15 protein-coding genes are annotated in these 23704 nt (G+C 46.2%); 5 read left to right on the top strand and 10 right to left on the bottom strand.

The genetic code is table 11. The features are described 5' to 3' along the window. Positions 1-358: 358 nt before the first annotated feature. Positions 359-1552 carry a glycoside hydrolase family 88 protein gene (locus tag IEX60_RS00125; protein WP_188746156.1) on the top strand — a complete coding sequence of 398 codons (1194 nt, stop codon included), beginning with the start codon at positions 359-361 and terminating at the stop codon, positions 1550-1552. Positions 1553-1716: 164 nt separating this feature from the next. Here IEX60_RS00125 and IEX60_RS00120 read toward each other — a convergent pair whose 3' ends face one another. From IEX60_RS00120 to IEX60_RS00100, 5 genes are all read right to left on the bottom strand, one after another. After that, positions 1717-3174 carry an alpha-L-fucosidase gene (locus IEX60_RS00120; RefSeq protein ID WP_188746154.1) on the bottom strand — a complete coding sequence of 486 codons (1458 nt, stop codon included), beginning with the start codon at positions 3172-3174 and terminating at the stop codon, positions 1717-1719. A gap of 103 nt (positions 3175-3277) precedes the next feature. Beyond that, on the bottom strand, positions 3278-4993 hold the full coding sequence (locus tag IEX60_RS00115; RefSeq protein ID WP_188746152.1) for a RagB/SusD family nutrient uptake outer membrane protein: 1716 nt from the start codon (positions 4991-4993) through the stop codon (positions 3278-3280). 36 nt (positions 4994-5029) lie between these two features. After that, positions 5030-8158: a SusC/RagA family TonB-linked outer membrane protein gene (locus tag IEX60_RS00110; protein ID WP_188746150.1), complete on the bottom strand. Its 3129-nt coding sequence runs from the start codon at positions 8156-8158 to the stop codon at positions 5030-5032. A 72-nt stretch (positions 8159-8230) separates the two neighbouring features. Further along, positions 8231-9334, bottom strand: coding sequence for a PKD domain-containing protein (locus IEX60_RS00105; RefSeq protein WP_188746148.1), 1104 nt, complete (start codon positions 9332-9334; stop codon positions 8231-8233). Between the two features lie 24 nt (positions 9335-9358). Beyond that, complete coding sequence (locus IEX60_RS00100; RefSeq protein ID WP_188746145.1) at positions 9359-9808, bottom strand: discoidin domain-containing protein; 450 nt, start codon at positions 9806-9808, stop codon at positions 9359-9361. A gap of 647 nt (positions 9809-10455) precedes the next feature. Here IEX60_RS00100 and IEX60_RS00095 point away from each other — a divergent pair. Further along, the gene (locus IEX60_RS00095; protein WP_229717325.1) at positions 10456-11403 is read left to right on the top strand and encodes a helix-turn-helix domain-containing protein; all 948 of its coding nucleotides are present in this window, start codon (positions 10456-10458) and stop codon (positions 11401-11403) included. Positions 11404-11457: 54 nt separating this feature from the next. Further along, positions 11458-12759, top strand: a complete 1302-nt coding sequence (locus IEX60_RS00090; protein ID WP_188746143.1) for a UDP-N-acetylmuramoyl-tripeptide--D-alanyl-D-alanine ligase — start codon at positions 11458-11460, stop codon at positions 12757-12759. A 15-nt stretch (positions 12760-12774) separates the two neighbouring features. On the opposite strand, the gene IEX60_RS00085 is transcribed toward IEX60_RS00090, so the two are convergent. Both IEX60_RS00085 and IEX60_RS00080 read right to left on the bottom strand, forming a co-directional pair. Continuing rightward, positions 12775-14064 carry a M28 family metallopeptidase gene (locus tag IEX60_RS00085; protein WP_188746141.1) on the bottom strand — a complete coding sequence of 430 codons (1290 nt, stop codon included), beginning with the start codon at positions 14062-14064 and terminating at the stop codon, positions 12775-12777. 13 nt (positions 14065-14077) lie between these two features. Then, positions 14078-15958 carry a CocE/NonD family hydrolase gene (locus IEX60_RS00080; protein ID WP_188746139.1) on the bottom strand — a complete coding sequence of 627 codons (1881 nt, stop codon included), beginning with the start codon at positions 15956-15958 and terminating at the stop codon, positions 14078-14080. Between the two features lie 297 nt (positions 15959-16255). On the opposite strand from IEX60_RS00080, the gene IEX60_RS00075 reads away from it, so the two are divergent. Both IEX60_RS00075 and IEX60_RS00070 read left to right on the top strand, forming a co-directional pair. After that, positions 16256-17509 carry an efflux RND transporter periplasmic adaptor subunit gene (locus IEX60_RS00075; RefSeq protein WP_188746137.1) on the top strand — a complete coding sequence of 418 codons (1254 nt, stop codon included), beginning with the start codon at positions 16256-16258 and terminating at the stop codon, positions 17507-17509. Between the two features lie 108 nt (positions 17510-17617). After that, positions 17618-19975, top strand: a complete 2358-nt coding sequence (locus IEX60_RS00070; protein ID WP_188746135.1) for an ABC transporter permease — start codon at positions 17618-17620, stop codon at positions 19973-19975. A gap of 105 nt (positions 19976-20080) precedes the next feature. On the opposite strand, the gene IEX60_RS00065 is transcribed toward IEX60_RS00070, so the two are convergent. The 3 genes from IEX60_RS00065 to IEX60_RS00055 are packed head-to-tail and all read right to left on the bottom strand — an operon-like array spanning position 20081 to position 23692. Beyond that, positions 20081-20998 (bottom strand): SMP-30/gluconolactonase/LRE family protein, encoded by a 918-nt coding sequence (locus IEX60_RS00065; RefSeq protein ID WP_188746133.1) that lies wholly within the window; start codon positions 20996-20998, stop codon positions 20081-20083. Between the two features lie 9 nt (positions 20999-21007). After that, a complete protein-coding gene (locus tag IEX60_RS00060) occupies positions 21008-22132 on the bottom strand; it encodes a Gfo/Idh/MocA family protein (protein WP_188746131.1) in 1125 nt (374 codons plus the stop codon). A gap of 15 nt (positions 22133-22147) precedes the next feature. Then, complete coding sequence (locus IEX60_RS00055) at positions 22148-23692, bottom strand: SLC5 family protein (protein WP_229717324.1); 1545 nt, start codon at positions 23690-23692, stop codon at positions 22148-22150. Between the last annotated feature and the right edge of the window lie 12 nt (positions 23693-23704).

The raw sequence follows: 23704 nt of genomic DNA, 5'->3' as shown, positions 1-23704 counted from the left end.
CGCTAAAATTAGATTCATAAAGTCTTCTAATTGACAAATAAAAGGTAAACAAAAAAGCAATAATACGCAAATCATGCATCAATATGCATATAGATTCTTACCTCCGTTACCGGGACTTAAGGCAAATTACAATGTGTTTGGAGTTTCCACCATTGGAATAGTTGCGTAAACGTTTGCGCATTTCCTTACAAATATGTATCATTGCGGGTAGTTACTAATTTATGAGGCCTGTATCTAGATATGTTTCACGAAAGAGCTGTCGCCTGTAACAACGGCGCCAGACACGACCACCGTTGAAGGGCACGTACAGAAGCTTTCCTCACACGTAATGAATAACAGTATGATATACCGACAAACAATGAAAAAAATGGCGGGTCTCGGATTGGCTCTGACCATGACAACATCGCTGAGTGCCCAGCAGAACAGTCTGGCACTGACCGATGAATTTGTAAACAAAAACATAAACAATGCCGTCGCACAATACAAAACCTTGATGACGCGGGTGCCGGACGGTGTACTGCCCCGCACGTTTGACAAAGCCAACGATTCCTTAGCTACCGCAAAAAGCAATTCCTGGATTTCTGGATTTTACCCCGGCACGTTGTTATATCTCTATGAATATAGCAAAGACGCAGATCTGTTAAAGGAAGCGGAAAAAAGGCTTCAGTTACTGGAAAAGGAAAAGGACAACAAAGGTACACACGACCTGGGCTTCATGCTGTATTGCAGTTTTGGCAATGCCTTACGGCTTACCGGGAACACACATTACCGCGATGTCCTGCTTACAGGCGCAGAATCGCTAGCCTCCCGTTTTAACTCAACTGTCGGTTGCATCCGCTCCTGGGATCATAACAGTGACAGCTGGAAATTTCCGGTTATTATTGACAACATGATGAACCTCGAATTCCTGAATTGGGCATCGCGCGTTTCGGGAAATCCCAAATATGCAGACATCTCGAAAATACACGCCAATACCACACTCAAAAACCACTTCCGACCTGATAACAGCTCCTATCATGTCATCGACTATGACCCCGAGACCGGTGCCGTACGCCACAAGCATACCCATCAGGGAGCTCACCATGAATCGGCCTGGGCACGTGGACAAGCCTGGGGGCTCTACGGATATACGATGATGTACCGGGATACTCACGATAAGGCATACCTGAATCAAGCCCGCAAAATTGCAGCATTCATACTGGATCAGCCCAATCTTCCCGAAGACGGCATTCCGTATTGGGATTACAGTGTTTCCGGTCCGGATGTGCCGCGAGATGCATCGGCGGCAGCCATTACCGCATCGGCACTGCTTGAGCTATCGGGCATGGTCAGGGGCAAGGAAAGAAAACGTTACCTCAAAGCCGCCGAACATATGCTTACCAGCCTCTCCTCTGCCACATATAAGGCACCGATAGGCACCAACGGCGGTTTCCTACTGATGCATTCCACCGGACATTTCCCTGCTAATAGTGAAATTGATGTACCCTTGTCTTATGCCGATTATTACTACGTAGAAGCACTGATCCGGTACAAACATCTGTTAGGTCACTAAAAAGCGAAACAAGGTTTGTAAAACACGACATCGCCGGGACCATAATGCGGGCGACCGAAACCCGTGAAAGCCCCGGGCGGCATTTAATGGAATCCCCCAATGCAGGCACATTGGGGGATTTTTATGCTACCATTTGCGTTAGTACTACTCAAATGTTACGAAAATCAAAATTCGATTTTAAATACTGCACTGTATTTTATCTGATTGCCCGCCGACAATGTATGGGGAACAGTCACCGCAATACGATCAGCCCGTTGTTCCCAGCCCAACGCCGAATCGCTGCCCATTAAACTCACCTTCTTAACTTTTTTCGCGACTTTTTCCAAAGGAATCATCAGGGTTTCGGGCAGAGAAACCTCGTCTTTATCAGAAAGCCAAAATGCATATATGACCGATTGATTTTCCGATTCAGTAAAATAAATATTGCCAACGGAATAAGGCGCTACCGGTTTTGATCCATATATTCCTTCGCTATTTACCTTCATCCAATTGCCTATATCTTTTAATCTTTCATAAGCAACCGGGTCCCAGTCACCACGTGGCCCCGGTGCAATATTCAGTAACAGATTTCCTCCTCTTGACACCACCTTTACTAATGTTTGAACAAGGGAGAGGCTTGATTTAAATTGATCGTCGGGATTGTAACTCCAGCTACCCCCGATTGTCATACAAGTTTCCCAGGGATAAGGCAAAGGTGTATCCGGCACCTCCTGTTCCGGTGTGGTATAATTTTCATATTCGCCCGCCACTGTTCTGTCAACCATAATAAGCCCCGGTTGAAGTGCTCGGGCCATGGTAGCTATTTTAGGCATGTCGATATCCTGATTGAAATATTGGGAGCCATCTCTTCCAGACTTACCCGCTACCTCTACCGGCCTGACCTGACCACCGTCTAACCATAAAATATCTATCCGGCCATAATCGGTCATTAATTCCCGAATCTGGTTAAATGTAAAGTTTTTAAAATTCTGCCAGCGTTCCGGGTATCTGGCTGGATCATAATTGGGGTTGCGGTCTTTCGGTGGAAAATAGGGCCACCAATAATTTTCATTGTGCCAATCGGGCTTTGAGAAATAAGCACCAATCATAAAGCCACCCGTTCGAAACGCTTTAAATATTTCGTCGGCTATATTGCTTCGGGGATTTGACGAGAATGGGGTACTGGCATCCGTAATTTTATAATCCGTTTCCTGCGTATCAAACATACAGAAACCGTCGTGATGTTTTGTAGTAAATATCATGTATTTCATTCCTGCATCTTTCGCTGCTGTTACCCACTTTTCAGGAGCAAAATCGACAGGATTGAAAGTCATCTGAAGGTTTTCGTAAGATTCCTTGTACTCAACATAGTTATTTCCGTGGGCCCCTCCCCGGCTGATAAACGACTCATCCTCAGGACACAATGTCCAGCTTTCAATAACTCCCCATTGGCTGTAAGTTCCCCAATGCATAAAGAGCCCAAATTTAAGATCTTGCCAGTCAGCAAGTTTTTTCTGTACCAATGGATCTTTTGGGGGGTGATACGCTTTAGACATGGAATGAGTCTGTGCAAAGGCACTTATACCCAATGCATTGAAACAAACAAACCAAATGGCAAAACAACCGATATTAATACGTTTCATCTTAGAGATAATTTCTATTTGTACGTCTTTTAGCCTTTAAACAAGGGTAATTGGCCGGAATTGTCCAGCCAATTACCTCTTGCGCGCTCTTGTCTACGTTTTATCAACGCCCCGCAGGCAGGGGCCAATACTGATTTTGCTGAAGATTGGGGTTTTTTGTCAATTCTGATCCGGGAATCGGAAACCAATACATCCTTTTGTCGAATCTCAAAGGCCGGGGATCCCGCTCGGGATACGAATAGTTCCAACCGCCTTCAGATTGCGTGATATATACACTGTGGTATTTTACATTGTTCAATTTTTCTTCGGCAAGTCCCCAACGTTTAATATCCCAATACCGTTTGCGTTCCACTAAGCAAAATTCAACATAGCGTTCGTTTCTGATTAAGTCACGCATCTGGTTTTTGTTCATGCTGCCGTAAGTCAATGGTACGGTTATGCCGGCCCTGGTCCTAACAGCATTTACAGCATCATAAACCGAATTGTCAGGCGTTGCCATATATTCATTGGCCGCCTCCGCATAATTCAACAAAATCTCTGCGTATCTAAACTCAATCCACGGTTGGTCTGAGCCAGCACGGTATGAATAGTTGATGTTTTGAGGATCCAGTGCCTTCAACGTGTAATATCCGGTCATCGTGTTGCCAGCATCCATATTGCCGAAGTCTCTTCCTCCTTCGTAGGTCTCAAGCGAGATTTCCGTTAAAACCCCACCTTTGTTGCCTTTTGTTTTCGCTGTATTGTAACCAATAAATGCATAAAACCGATCGTCCCTACCAACATAGGGGTTACTGGCAACATACCCTGAACCGCTTTCGCCGATCCGTCTGCCATTTTTCATCGGAAAGGCATCCACGAGCTCCTGCAAGGGGAAACGTTGCCCACCATCGCCCGCTCCAAGAAACGGAGGCTTTACCAATGCATCCAATCCGTGGGTTTTGTATCCTTTCAGGTATTGAACTTCAAAAATTGATTCCTTATTGGCTTCGGATTTGTCTATCCATAGTGTTGTCAAATCCGGATAAAGATCATACTTATTAAGGGCCATTACCGCCCGATTGGCTTTAGCAGCTGCCTCCCATCGTTCTGCCGCTCCCGGCTTTTGAGTATCCGGCGAAATCGTTTCCACGTCCTTATAGAGGGCCTCTTCGTCTGTTGTGAAATACTGAGGGCTCGCCCAATATAGCAGTACCCTGCCCTTAAGTGCCATGGCAGCACCCTGGCTTACCCTACCCCGGGGTGCATCAGCCGGTAGCTCAGCAGTAGCCTGATCTAGTTCCGCAACGATAAACCTAAAACAATCGTTCAGACCCTTTCTCGGAACATTTAGATCATCGGTAATCTTTTGCGGTTCCGTTATGATAGGAACTCCGCCATATCGCTGCACCATTTCGAAATACAAAAATGCCCGCATAAATCGCGCTTCTCCTTTATAGCGGGTTTTCGTCGCTTCGTCCATCGCTGCATTGTCGATATTGGCCAAAAAATCGTTTATCCTTACTACTTCCTCATATTTCCAGTACGCTGTGTATCCCCCCACATCCGAATCAAGCCACTGATCATAAATGTGGTTATTGGGCTCATTGCCTGTCCAATTGCTCCGGGAATCATCCACGATGTTATCATAAAAATTATAATCCCAGCCCGGTCTGTCGCCGTAAATCGTATTCAGGTATAAGCTTATCAATTTGGAGTCTTTCCAGAGATCTTCGGAAGTAATAGCGTCGGGATTGTTTTGATCCAGTAAATCCTTCGAGCAGGAACTCAGAAAAACCGCAAGCGACGCGATGTACAATGTTAGTATTGATATCCGTTTCATTAGTATATTTCTTTAATCAGTGAACTGGTATCGGTATCAGAACGATAAGTTGATACCTAACGTGATATTTCGTTGCTGCGGGTAAGACCGACCTGTCCCATCGCCAAGTTCAGGATCGAACTCATCGAATGGGGTCCACGTAAGCAGGTTTGTTCCCGAAGCAAAAACCCTCAATTTGGTATTATGTGCTTTCATCCATTCGATGTTATTAAATGAATAGCCAATATTAACTGTCTTCAACCGAAGGTATGAGCCATCCCGCATCCAGAAAGTTGAACCTCTTGAATTATTGTTACTGTAATCAATTGTAGGCCGTGGATATTTGGCATCGGTATTCTCCGGTGTCCAGTAATCGCTGAGGTAGGCAAAGCTGTTATTTACTTCAGCTCTGAAGAACACCATTGCTTCCTCTCCAAGCATAATACTCCTTTTTGCAGCTCCCTGAAAGAATAGGTCAGCATCAAAATTCTTCCACCGAAAACTTGCTGTAAGACCGTAAATGACCTGTGGCACCCCGGCGTTGTCACTGATCTGGAGCTGGTCGGCTTCAGTAACTTCCCCATCCCCGCTCACATCCGCATATTTAATATCTCCCACGGTTGGTTTTGCGCCAAATTGGGTAATCCAATTGTCAACTTCATCGGCGCTTTGGAATAACCCCATTGCCAGGTATCCCACCATGGCATCCAAAGGCCGGCCTAAACTGTTCTGATAGTCTGCCACCCCTTCAGGCACATCCAATTTGGTCAATTTATTTGTCGCATACGAAGCATTCACTCTTACGGTATAAAGCAGGGAACTGACATTGCCACGGTAAGAGAGGGCTGCCTCTATGCCTCTACTTTTCATTTCCGCATAATTCTCGTCGGGCAATTTTCTGCCAAATGTAGCAGGCACAGATAATATCCGAGGTCTCAACATATCAGAAGTTGTACGGAAAAAATAATCTGCCTCCAATGTCAGATTGTTGTTTAGTAAGGTCGCATCCAGCCCGATATTTGTCGTAATCAACTTCTCCCATGTGAGGTTATAATTCGGGAAAACACCGGATACTAGGTTAATCTGTGATTCGTTTTCAATAACCGGCGGAAAAAAATCAGGCCAGATTCCTGGATATTTCCCCTGCATGTAAGTATAGGAATCCAGAAATTGAAAGGATGAAATCTTATCGTTTCCGGTTTTTCCCCAGGACGCACGAAGTTTTAGGTTATCAATAAAATCGAGCGCCTCCGTATTTTTGAAAAACGATTCTTCCGACAGCCGCCAACCCGCGGATACAGCCGGAAATAACCCCCACCTATTAGCAGCATTAAACCGATAGGATCCATCGTATCTTGCCGATGCCTCCAACAGGTATCTGTCGTGGTAACCGTAATTGAATATACCCACTACCGAGCGCCTCGCGTCTCCCAATGTGGATACCCCCGACAACTGTTGTTCGAGAGGCCCGCTTGCATTTAACTCATCTTTGATAGTAGAAACAAAATCCCGCTTAAGTCCCCCCATCAAAAAACCCTTGCTTTCCAATTGTTCGTAGAGCACAATTGCAGAAACATTATGCTTACCCAATTCACGTCCGTAGTTCAGCGAAGCATTCAACGTTACCTGGGATCCGTCTGTAATGTTCTGACTTAACTGGGTCTTATTTAAATTGTTGACCGTCATGAGACTTGCTTCACCATTATCTTTATACAGGAAATAGGGTGTATTAAATACTTTCTGAAATACCGAGTTCCGGATAAACGATGCAGTGCCTTTTACGCTTAAGCCTCTGGTTATAAAGGGTAGCTGCTGGTCAAAATTCAGCGTTGCCCCAAATGTTTCATTACGGTTTCTATCGTACCCGGTCTGACTGGTCTCTGCCACCGGATTTGCCTGCCCATTGATATAGTTAAATGCGCCGGAGGCGTTGTGCACCGAATAAATAGGTGCTGCCTGTATTGCATGCATAAAAATAGGATAAGCATCCAGACCGGCGGCATCGGTATTTGCCCGCCTTGCGTCGACACTGATTCCGACATTAAGGGTGTTGCTAATGCGTGCATCGACATTTGTTCTAAAGTTATACCGGTTAAAGTTATATTGATCCCACATACCGGTTTGGTTCACATAACCAAGGGACGCAAAATACCTGACCGCTTCCGAACCGCCATTCACAGAAATATTATGCTGGGCCAGCATGCTATTTTCCTTAAATGTCTCCTTAAACCAATCCGTACTATTGGTTTTAAAATTTTCCAATTGCTCTTGTGTAAAAAACCTGCTGACATGGGATGGATTTGAAGGATCGAAACCACCGTTTAACTGGGCCTGGTTACGGATACTGCCATATTGATAAGCATTCATCATATTTGGGTATTTGGTAGGCTCTTCCACCCCCTGGGAACCGGTATAAGTGATCGTCGGCTTACCGACCTGCCCTCTTTTCGTTGTTACTAAAATAACCCCACCCACGGCCCTGGCACCATAGACAGCTGTAGCAGATGCATCCTTTAAAATTGAAATGCTAGCTATTTCATTTGCGTCGATGTTACCGAAATCATCACGTACAACCCCGTCAACCAAAATCAGCGGCCCCGGTTCATTCACCGAACTCCGTCCCCTAATCTGTATCCATGCACCTGTACCCGGTCTGCCCGACTGGGTAGTTGCAAGTACACCCGTTACCCGTCCCACCAACGCGTTGGAAATATTGGACGTCGGCCCCTTTTGCAGGTCCTCACCCGATACCGTAGCAATTGAACTCGTCAGGCTCGCCCTTTTCTGAGAGGTGTATCCCTTGACAACTACTTCATCCAATGCGTTAATCTCTTCCACCATAATCACATTGATGGTGCGGAGGTTATTAACCGCAATACGCTGCCTGCTATACCCCATGGAGGAAAACACCAAAAACACATCCTTTGGGACGGAAATTGTGTAGTTACCGTCGCTATCCGTAGTGGTGCTGCGACTTGTTCCTTCAACTGAAACCGTAACCCCCTGTAAATTTCCATTTTTACTTGTAACGTTGCCATGGATGGTAATTTCCTGAACTGAATTGCCGGAGAATCGGTAAATTAGCTTTTCAGACCGGTAATCCATAGCCATATTCGTCATAGTGCTGGCACGGGTCTGAAGCAGGTAGAAGGACAAAAATAGCCCTGGTATTAGTATCTTTTTCATTCGAATAAATTGATTTTAAGCTATGATGAAGCCTTGAAACGGCCATCAAGTTTCCACATGATTTTGTAAATACTATTGAGGCAATATCCAAAGTTCGGCATCATCTACCTGGAAAACAGGACTCCAATTATCACCGATATCTTCGGGTCTATTCATCAGAAATCCTATTTTTGCAACACCTCCCACCACCTCAAAATCGAGACTTAGTTGTGTATAACCGTCGTTGGTACCCACCTCTTTGATGATATCTTCTCCGCCTCCATTGGCTAAAAGGCTCATTCCTTCCATATCCTTGGAGTAAACCCATGCCCTGAAGGAGTACTTTCCATCCTCTAACCCACCAATAGTTTGGGTCACCGATCCTTGGTAAGCCAATTCGTGTGTGTGGCCATTTCCGGAATCTACGGATGGCGTCCAGAACAACAAGCACCTTGTACCTGTCTTCGGAATTTCAGCGATAAAGAACCCACCCCACCCTGGACTACCCGGGTAGTTATTAACTACTGGATCCCAACCTGTTATAACATAGCTATCCTTCGGATCAAGTTCGAAACTGGGATTTACAATATCCAATTTTTCAGGCTCGGTTAATTTAGGCACACGGATATGAATTATCCTGGCATTGTCGTTGCCGGTTGTGCTTGTCGCAGTTAACGTCACAGCGTACTTACCCGTCACCGGAAACACATGTGTGGGGGACTCATCTGTTGATGTGGCAGATTCATCTCCAAAATTCCAAAGAAAAGTTATGCCATCCTGAGATTGATTGGTGAATTTTATTTTCAAAGGGTCGGAACCCTCTTGTTCATAGGCAAAATTTACAACGGGTATGACATCAACCGGCGTAACCGTTACATCGAGGCTTTTGGTACTTTCAAAACCTGTTGCACTTTGTATGTTCAATGCAATCGTATATACTCCGGGTTCGGAATATGTATGCGTCGGTTCAGTTTCCGAAGAAGCTGGCGATCCATCGCCAAAATCCCATTGGATAGTTTTTGCGTTCTTTGAATTATTGGTAATTTTCACCGTCAAATTATTCGGAGCCTGCACCGTGGTTGTAAAGTCCGCAACAGCTACAACCCGCATGTATTCAGAATAATCCATTTCTCCTTCACAGGATGATATTGCTGCAACTGCAGCAACCAAAAATATCCTTGTAAACAATCTTTTCATATTTTTTATAGTTTATTACTTAATTTATTCCGTCACATGGAAAAGCCTCCATTCCGCGAATTGCGTAGCCTGATCGCCATTGTTGGCAGTGATATGCAGACGATAGTAAGTATACGGCGTTGTATTCTCAAAGGAATATACGTTGGTTTCCATGCGCTCCTCGAACTCCTCTTTTGCACGCATATCCAGTTTAATCCATTTTTTCCCATCGTTGGATCCCAGTAATTTCCAATTCCTTGGGTCACGTGCCGGCACATCATTGGCAGAAGTTAGTAGGTATTGATTAACTACCACAGGATTTGGAGACTGGTATTGTAACCATAAATTACTGGAGAATCCATAGCAATATTTGGTGTTTTTATCGTTGTCAACGGCTTTCGGATAATCTTCTTCAAGCTTATCCGGGCTGAATTGGGCTTTTAATGTTCCGCCGTTACTCATGATATCCGTTGTTTGGGCAGACGCCGTCTTCATAAGTGGTATTAAAAGGATTATCGGTAAAATGTAATACAGTTTTTTCATATCAAATTACATTTGTATTGACCTTACAGTCAATGGATTAATTTTTTGGGTGATACACTTCTGTTGATAATTGAGGTAAGACTGTGTCTGGCACCTCATTGTGATAATCTCAGGTCGGTTTCATAATTAATAAATTTATAAGGTAATGAGTTTATTTAGTAATAATTGATCATCCATTTAACATCTTCAATATCAGTGAATCGAACTGCCATTCATACATATTTTGCATTTGAAAACATTCCCTGGACCGAACTATACTTTTATACGGGCAAAACACCGTTTTACCGCAATCATAAAAAAGGTTAATTAATCGTACGTTTCCGTAGCAGACTTAAGCCAATAATCAACTACATTTCGTCTTTTGTTCAATTACTGCTATTTGCATATCTACTTAAGCTTCTCTAAATTCGCTTTATATTTGGACCCGAATTATGTATAAAATTTTCAATTGAATGTAAATAGCTCCTAATACTGAAATCTATACAAACACTATCCCCAATACTTCTTTATTACTTAAAACCCTTATTTGACAGGACTTACTTAAAACAAACGCTCACAATTGGATAATGTAAAATAATTGATTTAATCTTCAATTTGTCATGTCATCACCAAACAATAATATGTATAAAACAAACATAATCGAACGGATATCCGAAAAAAGAAAGACAGACCCCTCCGGCACTAAGCAGCTCTTTAATGATTTCGACATCAAAATATTCTGTTGCCGATACTGGGTATTAGAAGAATGGGATTGTGTTGATTTATCCGTACCCTTTTGGCGGCTATATCACAATACGTTGCAGCAAGCTGCTATTCTTTTTGATAATCATGTCATTCCGCTAAACGAAGATAAACTCATCATCATTCCCCCTCACACATCATTTTCAACGCGCCTGAGATATGGCACAGTCCTTAATGGCCGGGAAAGCATTGTAGGGAGACGTATTCATCCAACTGATTCGCTAGATTCTTTTTCCAAAGAGGGGAAAGCGGATCACCTGTTTATTCACTTTCATCTCGGCTTTCCCAGTGATTTTGTAAAATCAGGTGTTTATGCTTTTGATTGTGATCAGTATGTCAAGCAAGAGCTCAATATGATTAAAACTTCGTGTCAGGAAGAAGACGCGACGTTTAATTTTTTTGATTGTTTACGGATAAAACAACTTATCCTGCGCTTCGTAGCCAAAATACCAAAAGACTTGTGGAAGTTCGGGAAAATAGATTATCGGATATTCGATGCATTGCAATATATCGATGCACATTTTTTCGCGAAAATGAGTAATGATGAACTCGCCTACAAAGCAAACATGGCGGTTAACTCTTTTGCCAGGCTTTTCAAACTGACAACCGGGACAACTGTTCAGCAGTATATTCTGAAAACCAGGGTTGAAAAAGCGTGCGGCCTGATGCACCACAGTTCACAAACGATAGATCAGATTGCGTATAACTGTGGATTTTCAGACCGCTATCACTTCTCAAAAATATTCAAACAGGTAATGGGCGTTACGCCGGCATTTTATAAAAAAGCCAACCAAGATAAGTCATAAACACGATTCAGCAGGTACTTCCCAACTTACCTACTTTTTAGCTAAACTTGTACCATGGAACCCGCATCGCTATACGCCTATTTTCTGAAACATCCGGCTATCAGTACGGATACGCGCAATATACAACCCCAAAGCTTATTCTTCGCGTTGAAAGGAGAACATTTTAACGGCAACGCATTTGCCGCCGAAGCGCTTGAAAAAGGAGCGTCCTATGTCATCATCGACGAGGCTCAATATCAAACAGACGACCGTTTTCTGCTCGTTCCGGATGTATTGACGGCCCTGCATGATTTAGCCAGGCATCATCGCGACCAGCTTCAGATTCCCTTTATCGGCATTACCGGTACGAACGGAAAAACAACTACCAAAGAACTGATCCACGCCGTGTTGTCACAGCAATTTAACACCTACGCCACAAAGGGCAACTTAAACAATCACATCGGCGTGCCGCTGACGATCTTATCCATCTCCCGGCAAACGGAAATAGCCATCATCGAGATGGGTGCCAATCACATCGGGGAGATCGCATTCCTCTGCGGGATTGCGCAGCCTACCCACGGCCTTATCACCAACGTCGGAAAAGCGCACTTGGAGGGGTTTGGCAGCTTTGACGGGGTAAAAAAAGCAAAAGGCGAACTCTACGATTACCTTTCCGCCCATCGCGGCACCTTATTTCTGCAACATGATAACCCGCTGCTTCGGGAGATGGCTGCTGCGCGGGACATCGAGCACATAATCACCTATGGCTACTCACCTGACAACCAACTTGTGGGTGAGTTGATCGCGGCCAGCCCTTTGCTTGAATTAAAATGGGCCTCCAGCGGAAGTACGGCCCCGCATAGGGTGCGTACCCAGCTTACAGGGTCCTACAATACAGAAAATATCCTCGCTGCCGCCTGCATCGGCCTCTATTTCGGTTTATCCCCCGAAAAAATTAATCAGGGAATAGCAGGCTATCAGCCCAACAACAACCGTTCGCAACTCACCAAAACGGCACACAACACCGTCATACGTGATTATTACAACGCCAATGCCAGCAGCATGGCTGCTGCATTGGAAAACCTGCGCATGCTAAAAGGCGACAAAAAGGTGGTCATCCTCGGCGACATGTTTGAGCTTGGCGAAGATTCATACGAAGAACATGGCAAAATCGCTGCACAGGCATGTTCAGTAGATGCGTCCCGCATAATACTTGTCGGAAAGGCATTTTACCAGCATCGCCACACAGGTGCGGAATTTTACGCAACGACCGAAGAAGCTGCTGAGGCTCTGCGCAGACATCCGATACAGGGAGCGCTTATATTGCTCAAAGCATCGCGGGGGATGGCATTTGAAAAGTTGGTGGATATCCTGTAAACCCGACTGAAAACGCTATTCAAAGAAATCAATGATCAATTGTTTCAGGTTCGCAAATGCCGTGAAAGGAAGCGTTTCATACCGGTCGTGGATGTCGTGGTATGCGGCAATTCCTCCTTGTGTGTATATAAAAAAGCTGGGCACTCCTTTCTCATAAAATGGGCAATGGTCACTGTTGCAGGATTCCCCACGGCTATTTACCGCCTTCAAATAGTTTTTATCCTTATTGATGGCTACCAACTTGCTGAACGCCTCGGGAAACATGGGCGCATTGACTACCGTCATTCCATCTTCCCCGGTACCTACCATATCAAAATTGATCAGAAATTTGATAGTAGACAAATCAAACGGGGGATTTTTCACAAAAGCTTTGGATCCCAAAAGCCCGGATTCTTCACCGGAAAAGGCAATAAAAACTAGGGTGTACGCGGGTGGATGAGCAGCATAATACCGGGCAAGATCCAGAATAAATGCCGTCCCACTGGCATTGTCGTTGGCTCCGGGAATGTAGTTTTTCTTTCCCATACGGCCTAAATGGTCATAATGCGCGCATACCACAACTAATGAATCCGGTGTTGTGGTTCCCCGGATGATACCGGCTACATTTTGCGTTTCATAAGCTGGTGTCCAAACCGACTCCACATCCAACACCACCGACGTGACGGTCACCGGATCGATAGACGGTTGGTTTACAAATATCACGGGCCGGGCACTCGGCTTGGTCTGAGATGACCACGTAAGCTTGGCATTATCGTATACAATGACACCCGGCAAGGATAGCTCCGTTGCATTCCGCAAATGCAGAATGGCGGCATTTGCTTTTTCCGCCTGTTCCATGGTTTCATGCTCGTCTTTCCGATTATCGATCAATAGGTAGTGCGCGCCATCTGCATATTGAGCCGCATCCGACAACGTCCCGTACAGGTCGCTGCGTTTAATGACCTTCACCGGAAATTGTCCTTTGACAGCCGGACTTCCCGACCAAACGATAAAATCTACACCCGGCTTTAAATTCCTGTCGTTGAGTGCCACGCGCAACTTTCCCGGAAACGTATTGGCTCCCAATTCGAAAGGCTGATAGTAGGTATCGCCGAATAAAGGCGCCACTCCCTGCTTCTCGAATGTCTTTGCAATAAAAGCAGCCGCTTTTTTATCACCGTCTTTCCGGTAACCGCGACCGTTGAATCCGGGTGAAGCCAGTTTTTTCACAATATGCCTGGCATAGGATAAATCCGCTTCCTGCGCTCCGGCGAAAACGCCGGTCAGTAACCAGCAAAGGATAAGTAGGTATTTGATTGTTTTCATATCTATTATAATGCTATTCAACGACCATGATGTCGATATTCGACGGATATTCCGGAGTAAAAAACACACGATGCCAAGCAGGCCTAAAATCCGATGCGTCCGCCTGATAAATATCTATAAATTGTTGTGGATTCCGATCTACCAACGGAAACCAGGAACTTTGGATCTGCACCATAATCCGGTGTCCTTTCTTGAAGGTATGCGCGGCATCCTGCATATCGAAAGAGACACGATTCACGGCCGTTGTATCAAGCGGGGTTGGCTGTTCAAAGCTGTCGCGGAATTTTGCCCGCATCACTTCACCCCGCACCATAAGTTGGTATCCACCCATAACCGCATCGGACTTTTCCGGATAATTCGGCATATCGTTGGGAAACACATCAATCAATTTGACAATGAAATCGGCATCCGTTCCAGTGGTCTTGACGAATAAATTAGCGGTCAACCGTCCGGCTAGCTGCAAAGGCGCTTCCAAGGGTTCGGAAACAAACACCAGTACATCGGGCCTCCGGGCGGCAAAACGCTGGTCTTCCACCATGTATTCCCGCCCGCGCAACAACCGAGTTTCTGCCGTGTAAGGAACCGGACGGTTCGGATCACTGTAGTAAGCTGCAAATTCATTTGTACTGTCCGGTACAGGAGAGGTCGGGGCTAGCTTCCCCTGTGGCTGGAGGTAGAGTTTCCGGGAAATTGCCTGCTTAGGTGGCCACTGATCGTAGGCTGTCCAGCGGAGCGCACCTGTATCAAAAATATAGGCTGGGGGCAGATGCGGGTCCGGCTTGCCCTTCAGGTGATGCATGAAAAAAGGAAATTCAATGGTCTCCCGGTAGAAATCGCCAGTTGCCGAACCAAATGGAATATTTTCCAGCCAATCCCCTCTATCCCTTGCCCATGTACCGTGGTACCAAGGCCCCATTACAAAGGTTTGAGCGGTAGACGGACTTTGGCCCGCAAGGGCCGCCTGCGTTTTCAGCGGACCATACAGATCTTCCTGATCAAACCATCCGCCCACCGTCAACACGGCCGGCCGCACATTTTTCAGATGGGGCAACGGCGTACGGGCCTTCCAGAATGCATCGTACGTGCCGTGGCCCATGAGGTCATCCCACAATGGATTTTCTATCGGTTCCAATAGCTGTGAAAGATTTTTTAAGGTACCGTGCTTCAAGTAAAAATCATAGCCGTCCGGCGTACCATAGCCTCCATACCCCGCAAGTCCATTTGCCGATATACGGTCACGCTTCCGCCCGTAGGAGGATACGAATGAGAACGACCCCATCAACATAAAAGCACCGTTATGATGGCGATCGTCACCCATAAACCAATCTGTCACAGGTGCCTGCGGCGAGACAGCAACTAAATTCGGATGGGCATCCAACAATGCTGCCGTTGCATATCCTCCCGGAGCAGAAATCCCCCAAATACCCACACGTCCGTTATGTCCCTTGATGTTTTTCAGCAGCCAGTCGATGGTATCGTAAGCGTCCGAGCTTTCATCCACATCCTGTCGGCCCCGCTTGTCCGGGATGTAAGGGCGGACGGCAACGAAATCGCCTTCCGAGAGGTACTTGCCCCGTATATCCTGATAAACAAAAATAAACCCCTCGTGCGTGAATTGCATGTTTGGCCCAAGCGGCACTTTGTCACGACTTTCGCCATATGGAGCGACACTATACGGCGTACGCATAACAAGGATCGGATAAGTCTTCGTCGTATCTTTCGGAAGATAAACCGCCGTAAACAAGTGTATGCCATCGCGCATCGGTATCCGTAATTCTTTTTTGATGTAATGTTGTTTAACAAAGAACGAATCCGCGGGTGTGGGTTGTGCATATAAGAGACCGCATGTTGCTATAATGGTAAGGAATACGGAGGTTATCTGTCTGAAAAACATAAATCACTAATCTTAAATCCAAGGTTTGTCTGCATATTTTCAGGGTACGCAAAACTAACCAACAAAAATGATATTGGCAATTGTTTCCCGCTCATTGTCCGCTACCGCACAGCAGGTGTTCGATTCCGAACAGTTTTGTTTTATAACCGATCACAACAAACTGTTTTCAAATCAGTTATATTTTTGGCACGGCGTTGTATAGGGGTGGTGGGTGATGAGTGGTCGGTGGTGAGTAATTGCAGTGCATAATCGTCCCTGCATTCACTGAACACCGATCACCGAACACAAAAAAGAAACATGGATAGAGCATTACCGAAAAAAAAGTGGAACAGTAAACGTATCACCCTGGTGGTAGGGGGAGTGGGTATCTTGGCGTTGATATTTGCCAGCTACTATTTCACTTCTGGCAATTCAAAGCTCAACGTAGACGCGGAACGCATTACCATATCCGAGGTCAAAGAAGATTCCTTCCGTGAATTTATTCCTGTAAATGGCACTGTACTGCCCATTACCAGTATTTTTCTGGATGCCTCTGTCGGCGGGAGGGTGGAAGAGAAGTTTGTAGAAGACGGGGCTAAACTCAAAAAGGGTGACCCGATTATGCGGCTTTCCAATACAGACCTGGAATTGAGCTTGGTGACCCAGGAAACGCAGGTATACAACAACCTGACCCAAATGCAAATTGCCCAAACCAATGCGCAGAAGACCGCCATTGACAACCGCAACCAGATGGCCGATGCCGAAAATGCCTTGAAAGAAGCCAAGCGTTTATATGACCTCAACAAAACGCTATACGAGCAAAAAGCCATTGGCAGCCAGGAATACCAAGAAGCTAAAAATAACTACGATTACCAGGTGCAGCGGATTAAGCTCACCCGTGAAAACATTGAGCAAGATTCCATCCGGAGCGTCCAAGCACTCGAACAAAACAAACAACTGTATGCCAGCGGCATGTCCGCCTTGGAACTGATGCGTAAAAAGGTAGGCGATCTCATCCTCCGGTCACCGGTAGATGGACAGCTCACTTCATTCGATGCTGAAATCGGGCAAAACAAACCGGCCGGTGAACGCCTTGGCCAGATCGACGTACTAACCGGATTCAAAGTCCGCGCGGATATCGATGAACATTATATTTCCCGTATCTACCCCGATCTGGAAGGTGAATTCTCATTTGCCGGCAAGAGTTATAAATTAGTCATCAAGAAGGTATATACCCAAGTGACCAGCGGCCGTTTTCAGGTTGACATGGAGTTTGTAAATGAGGTTCCCGACGGTATACGGCGTGGCCAAACGCTACAAATCCGCCTTGCACTCAGCGACGAAACCAAAGCGGTGCTGTTGGCCAAAGGCGGATTCTACCAGCAAACCGGAGGCAACTGGGTATTCAAGCTTACCGAAGATGGCAAAACAGCATACCGGGTAGACGTGCAGCTCGGTCGGCAGAATCCCGATTATTACGAAGTGATCAGCGGCCTGGAACCCGGGGATAAGGTGGTTACTTCGAGCTACGAAACGTATGATCGGGTTCAGGAGTTGAATATCAGGAATTAAGAGATCAGTGGTCAGTGATGAGTGGCTGAAACAAAATGGGTTATTGATCAACAAATAGTAAACGTTTAGCCCCTGATTACCGAATATAGATCACCAAACACTGAAAAGATGTTAAAAAACTACATCAAAACCGCCTTCCGCACACTTGTCAAGAGTAAATCATATGCGATTATCAACATTGCTGGCCTCGCAATCAGCCTTGCAGCCTCTGTATTATTGTTGTTATGGGTTTCGGACGAACTAAGCTACGATCGCATGCACAGCAAAGCTGACCGTATTTACGTGGCGGCGGCCGCCATTGGGAAAAGCAAAGATCAGCTATGGCCTGTCACCAGCGCCCCCTTGGCCATTTTCGGAAAAGCTGAAATTCCTGCCATCGAAGAAGCTTGCCGCACATCTACCTTCAACAACAGCATCCTGCTGGAATATCAGGATAAAAAATTTACGGAAGCCAGTGTGTACGTTGATCAGAATTTCTTCAAACTGTTCGACTTTACCCTATTGGAAGGGAATCCAGCACAACCATTTCCCGATAACCGGTCGATCGTTCTAAGCAAAACCGCTGCCGAGAAATATTTTGGCAAAGAACCCGCGATGGGTAAAATTTTACAGGTAAAAGAGGGTAATGCTTACAAAGTGACGGGTGTCATGGAAGACATGCCCAAAAACTCCAGTTTGCAATTTTCATTGATGATGCCTTTCGATGTACTGGCGGAAAACAGACCCAACAATCCACTGAATGCCGATTGGGGTAACCTCAATTACCAAACCTATTTTCTGCTCAAAGCCAATGCCGACGCGGCCGCTGTGGGCAAACAACTGGCTGACATCCATCGGAAAAACCAGCCTTCGGATTTCTGGAAAGATCTCAACTACCTGATGCAACCGCTTACCACGTATCATCTATATACGGCTGATGGTGACGAGCAGGGAATGAAACAAGTTAAAATCTTCGCGTTGGTCGCCATTGTGATTCTTCTTATTGCATGTATTAACTATGTTAACCTCGTTACTGCACGCGCCACCCGAAGAGGCAAAGAAGTGAGTGTTCGCAAAGTAGTGGGTGCCAATAAAGGGCATCTGTTCTGGCAATTTATCGCTGAATCTTTTGTGGTATTTATCATTTCCATGCTCGTTGCCATCGGATCACTGTATGCATTGATGCCGATGTATAACAGCCTCTCCGGAAAGGAAATGGTTTTCAGTTTATTGGATCGCAACGTGTGGACCATATTCGGTTTGTCTTTGTTGGCTGTCTTGATATTGGCAGGCGTATATCCTGCGCTGATACTGTCTTCTTTCAATCCAGCACTCGCACTTAAAGGCATTATACCGGGACTTGGAAAGAACAGCGGGTTTCGAAAGGCGTTGGTCGTCGTTCAATTCACCTGCTCGATCGTCCTAATTGTAGCTACCCTCATTATCAGCAGGCAGTTAGCGTACATCAGAAGCATGAATCTAGGCTATTCCAAAGAAAATATTCTTACGTTTGAAAGTCACAATTTCCAAAAAAACTTCGACGGCATCAAGCAACAACTGGAGCAGCAGCCCGGCATACTGGGTGTAACTGCATCCACTCAACGTATATTAAACGTGCAGAGCTCTACAGGCGACCTGGAATGGGAGGGAAAACCGGCAAACATGAACTCGTTCATGATCAACCAGCTGTCCGTAGACCGCGCGTTTCCGGAAGTGATGAATATGGAACTTGTAGCAGGAAAAGGTTTTACGGGAACAGCAGCGGATAGTAACCATTACTTACTGAACGAAACAGCGGTTAAGATTATTGGCCTGGACAACCCGGTCGGTAAGCCCGTTACCTTCCATGATAACCCGGGGATTATCGCTGGTGTCCTTAAAGACTTCCATTTCAAGGATATGAAAACGGCTATTGAGCCCTGTATCTTGTTTATGGATCCCGATTGGTCATGGAATACGATGTACGTAAAGACAACGGGATCCCAAGCCACACAGGCGCTTGCAGCGGTGGAGAAACTTTGGAAACAACACAACGCAGACTATGAATTCGATTACCAATTTCTAGACGAGTCTTTTGATGCGCTGTACAAAAGTGATATCCGTGCCGGAAAATTGTTCAACCTCTTTGCCGGTGTGGCCATCCTACTTTCCTGCCTCGGTTTGTTCGGGCTGGTCACTTACACGGCCGAAACGAAAGTGAAAGAAATCGGCATCCGGAAAACACTCGGAGCAAGTGTAAGTAATATCATTTTATTGATATCAAAAGATTTCCTCAAGCTGGTAGGTATATCCTTTTTAGTAGCTTTCCCACTGGGTTGGTGGATGATGAACAGGTGGCTCGAAAACTACGTGTACCGAACGGCGATCGAATGGTGGGTATTTGCCTTAGCCGGTTTTGCCGCATTCGTCATTGCCGCCATTACCGTATGTGGTAAGTCTCTCCGTGCAGCGCGGGAGAACCCGATTAAAGCCATAAGGACTGAGTAGACGGCTATGGTAACGCTGGCGTTTGTACAACAGCTTCGATCGGAACGGCAATGAACAAGAGGGCCACATCAAATACGTCCGCCTGTTCAGCGTTATCGCGTGGGTCTAATGCGATCGATTGGCCTTTCTTTTTGCTAAAAAGCGATGCGGCTCATATCCGCTGATAAATAATTCTTTGACGACAAACAAACAACCGGCATACGGTTGATTTGCTAAGCTGTCAGCATCCAAATTGACCTTGGCCGACGTGATGTACAGGTCGTTCAGGTCTTTCCCACCAAAAGCACAGGAGGTTACCTGGGTGACGGGAAGTGGGATTTCCCCTATTTTCTCTCCCGTTTGGGGATTCCACCTGGCCACCTTACCTCCTCCCCACAATGCGGTCCAAAGCATTCCCTCTTTGTCAATAGCCATGCCGTCGGGCAAGCCTTCGGTTTCAGGAATCTGGATGGCTGTCCTGCTGTTGGTAATCCCACCGTTTTCCGCCTCAAAATCGAACGCAACAACTTGTCGGGATGGTGTGTCAATGTAATAAAATACGCTGTTGTCATGATTCCACGCCAATCCATTTGAGCAGCTAACCGGATCGATTTTTACATCAACGCTGCCGTCGTGATCTAACATGTACAGTTTGCCTGCTCCAGGTTGGCCGTTTATGCCATCCATCGTACCCGCCCAAAATCTTCCCATAACGTCGCACTTTCCGTCATTGAAGCGATTGTCCGGGAGGTCTGCCTCGGGGTTGGCAATCACTTCCGTCTTTTTTGTATCCAAGTCGATCCAGACAAAGCCCTGGTCCGTTGCGGCGATTATCGCGCCGTCGGCGTTAAATACGATGGCTCCTATCTTAAACGGAAATTGGTTTGCCCGGTGAATGCCTGAATCCGGATACCATTCATGGATCACCCCCTCTAAAATATCCACCCAAAGCAGTCGATTCAAATGCGATTCCCAAATGGGGCCTTCGCCGAGCGTACAGGCAACCGGAACGGCTATTTGCCATTTGTTTTCGAGATTTCCCATGCCCCATGGTTATAATTGGTCAAAAGTAGGAACTGCTAAACTCTCTCCACCCCTCAACGCTGAGTCATGGGCTACAATGCCCGGCAGGGTATAAGCAATGGCTTCTTCGATTCCCACCTCAGGCTCACGTCCCTGAATCAAAGCGTTCACAAATTCGTGGGTGATAAACGTATGGGATCCGTAGTGCCCGCTATCTATCCGAAGGGATTCAGGTAACAGTTCAGTTTGCCACCACAGCGGTTGCCGGTAAGATTCAACGGATGGCTCATGGGTAAGGAATCCTGCATCATCGGCCCCTATGGCCCGGGTTCTCTTCACCACCAAAGCGTCCACACCCCGGGGGTCTTTACTGTAAAAGCTCATTTTTTCTCCATGCCATTCGCATCGCTCCGTTGGAAGCAACGCACCTTTCCAACTGATATTTACGCGAAACGCAATTCCCCGTTCGCTCTTGAACAAGGCCGTTTCATTCCAGAAAGGGTTGTTATACCGATTCCCTTTCAACAGCGCGCTATCATCCCCCCAACCGATGCAGTTTACGGATGCCAAGCGCTCACCGGTAACCCCAATCAAAAAGGAAGTGCAGTGGGTACCGTATAGCATCGGTGGCAGCCCATGTCTCCAGGTAGGTTTTCCCATCGCATCAAAAAAATAGTCTTCCAATCCCGGATGGTGGTAGGTTGCTTCCGCTGCCATCAGCTCACCGAATAAACCATCGCGGAAAAACTGTTTGGCAGAGATTGTGTCCTGCCGGTAGACACTTGTTTCGGCCATCATGTAGGTAAGTCCAGTTTGCCGGACCGCTTCTTTTACCATCGCGCACTCTTCGACACTCAATCCCACTGGGACCGCACACATTACGTGTTTTCCTGCATGAAGTGCTTCCACGGAATGCTGTGCATGCAGCGGCGCGGGAGTAAATAGCGCAACCGCATCTACGCACGGATCTTTAAGCAGCTCGGTCAGTGACCCATAGACTTTTGAACACGCATAAGTCGACTGTAGCCTAACCCGCTCTTCGGGTAACATTGCCGCCACGGCTTCTACCTTACTGTGAGGGTGAAGGTGAAAATAAAAGCTGGTACCGAATCCCCCTCCCACTACCCCGATACGTATCTGATCGTTAACCTGCATCTGTTCCTTATCGTATTAAGCAAATTTGACATAAAAGAATAACACAACCACCGTAATCAGCGCCCACCAGATAAACGGATTTCGTAGCCCCCGTTGCTGGACCCGTTCCTCGGGGCGTAGCGATAAACTGCTTTTGTTCCAAATAAGGCCAGTCAACTCCGCATCCGTTTTCGGTTTCGTCACGAAACTGATTAGTGCACAAACGGCCATACAGCTCCAAAACACGATACCTGTACGATTGAAAAACGACATTTCGGGAAAGGCAAATTCGAGTGCAAGCGAAAGCGGAACGGTAAGCAACCCTGCAGAAATCGCACCGGCATGCGTTGTCCGTTTCCACAAAATCCCCAATAAAAACATTGTGGCAATACCCGGTGTAAAATAGCCATATGCATTCATCAAATAGATAAATATCGGCTTCTCAGAATATAATGCCAATAAACCCGTGCATACAATCCCCAATACAATTACCACCATCCCAGACAACCTCCCAAATTGAACGGAATCTTTTTCGGTTGCTTTCGGGCGGATATAAGGCAAATAAACATCCATCGTCAAGATCGTGGTACATGAATTGATTGCCCCGGACAGATGTGACATGACCGCCGCAATCAACCCCGCCATCACAAGCCCAACCAGCCCCGTGGGAAGCAAGTGTTCTACCAACATCGCGAAAAGCAAATCTGGTTTCTCCAGATCGGGAAACAACTTAGGAGCTACCAATGCAGGAAAAATAATTAAAAACGGCAATAGAAATTTGAGATAATCACCGAAAATCACGCCCATCCGCGCATGCCATTCGTTTTTTGCCGCCAGCGTCCGTTGCACGATGAATTGATTCGTCGCGTTATAGAACACACTGATACATAACAACCCTCCCAAGTACATTGTCCACGGAAAATCCGGATCGTCTGCTGGCATCATCAATTTCCAATCTTTTGTAGTTTCGAGCACCGCCGAAAACCCGCCCGCAGCGTCAATGGTTGTAAAAGAAAGCGCAATCATACCCAGAATCAATACGCCCAGTTGCACCATTTCCGTCCAGATAACAGCCCTAAGGCCTCCCAAAACGGTATAGACTCCCGTAGCCACTGCAAGAGCGATTACACTTGTAGACATTGGGATGCCCAGCAATGCATGAAGCGAAAGCGCACCGAGATAAAGTACGGCACTGATCTCGACAAAAATATAGGTAAGCAATACCAACAGTGCATAAATGGTCTTCGATGTCGCCCCAAATCGCCGCTGCAAAAATTCTGGCATAGTGTAAAAGCCATTGCGCAAATAAAAAGGAAGAAAAATCCATAACAACGCATTAAAACCAATCAGAATAGCGCCCCACTCCACCACCATTGCCACAAACCCACGGTCATATGCCACCCCCATTACACCCACAAGTTGGTGGCTGCTGATATTTGCAGCAATAATACTCCCTCCCACCATCCACCAGGGAAGCTTATCGCCCGCCAAAAAATAATCTCGATTGGTATCCTTGCCTTTGCGAGAGGCAAACACACCAAGGCCTACGATCCCCAGCAAGTAGACCGCAAATATTAACATATCAAGTGTTGT

The organism is Parapedobacter defluvii (assembly GCF_014642075.1).
Classification (GTDB): Bacteria; Bacteroidota; Bacteroidia; order Sphingobacteriales; family Sphingobacteriaceae; genus Parapedobacter; species Parapedobacter defluvii.
This window is presented reverse-complemented; position numbering and strand designations above follow the sequence as displayed.

Coding starts and splice junctions, on each gene's coding strand:
- IEX60_RS00120 (WP_188746154.1), bottom strand. CDS start 3,174: ATGAAACGTATTAATATCGGTTGTTTTGCCATTTGGTTTGTTTGTTTC.
- IEX60_RS00115 (WP_188746152.1), bottom strand. CDS start 4,993: ATGAAACGGATATCAATACTAACATTGTACATCGCGTCGCTTGCGGTT.
- IEX60_RS00055 (WP_229717324.1), bottom strand. CDS start 23,692: ATGTTAATATTTGCGGTCTACTTGCTGGGGATCGTAGGCCTTGGTGTG.
- IEX60_RS00075 (WP_188746137.1), top strand. CDS start 16,256: ATGGATAGAGCATTACCGAAAAAAAAGTGGAACAGTAAACGTATCACC.
- IEX60_RS00110 (WP_188746150.1), bottom strand. CDS start 8,158: ATGAAAAAGATACTAATACCAGGGCTATTTTTGTCCTTCTACCTGCTT.
- IEX60_RS00125 (WP_188746156.1), top strand. CDS start 359: ATGAAAAAAATGGCGGGTCTCGGATTGGCTCTGACCATGACAACATCG.
- IEX60_RS00105 (WP_188746148.1), bottom strand. CDS start 9,334: ATGAAAAGATTGTTTACAAGGATATTTTTGGTTGCTGCAGTTGCAGCA.
- IEX60_RS00100 (WP_188746145.1), bottom strand. CDS start 9,808: ATGAAGACGGCGTCTGCCCAAACAACGGATATCATGAGTAACGGCGGA.
- IEX60_RS00070 (WP_188746135.1), top strand. CDS start 17,618: ATGTTAAAAAACTACATCAAAACCGCCTTCCGCACACTTGTCAAGAGT.
- IEX60_RS00090 (WP_188746143.1), top strand. CDS start 11,458: ATGGAACCCGCATCGCTATACGCCTATTTTCTGAAACATCCGGCTATC.
- IEX60_RS00080 (WP_188746139.1), bottom strand. CDS start 15,958: ATGTTTTTCAGACAGATAACCTCCGTATTCCTTACCATTATAGCAACA.
- IEX60_RS00085 (WP_188746141.1), bottom strand. CDS start 14,064: ATGAAAACAATCAAATACCTACTTATCCTTTGCTGGTTACTGACCGGC.
- IEX60_RS00060 (WP_188746131.1), bottom strand. CDS start 22,132: ATGCAGGTTAACGATCAGATACGTATCGGGGTAGTGGGAGGGGGATTC.
- IEX60_RS00065 (WP_188746133.1), bottom strand. CDS start 20,998: ATGGGAAATCTCGAAAACAAATGGCAAATAGCCGTTCCGGTTGCCTGT.
- IEX60_RS00095 (WP_229717325.1), top strand. CDS start 10,456: ATGTCATCACCAAACAATAATATGTATAAAACAAACATAATCGAACGG.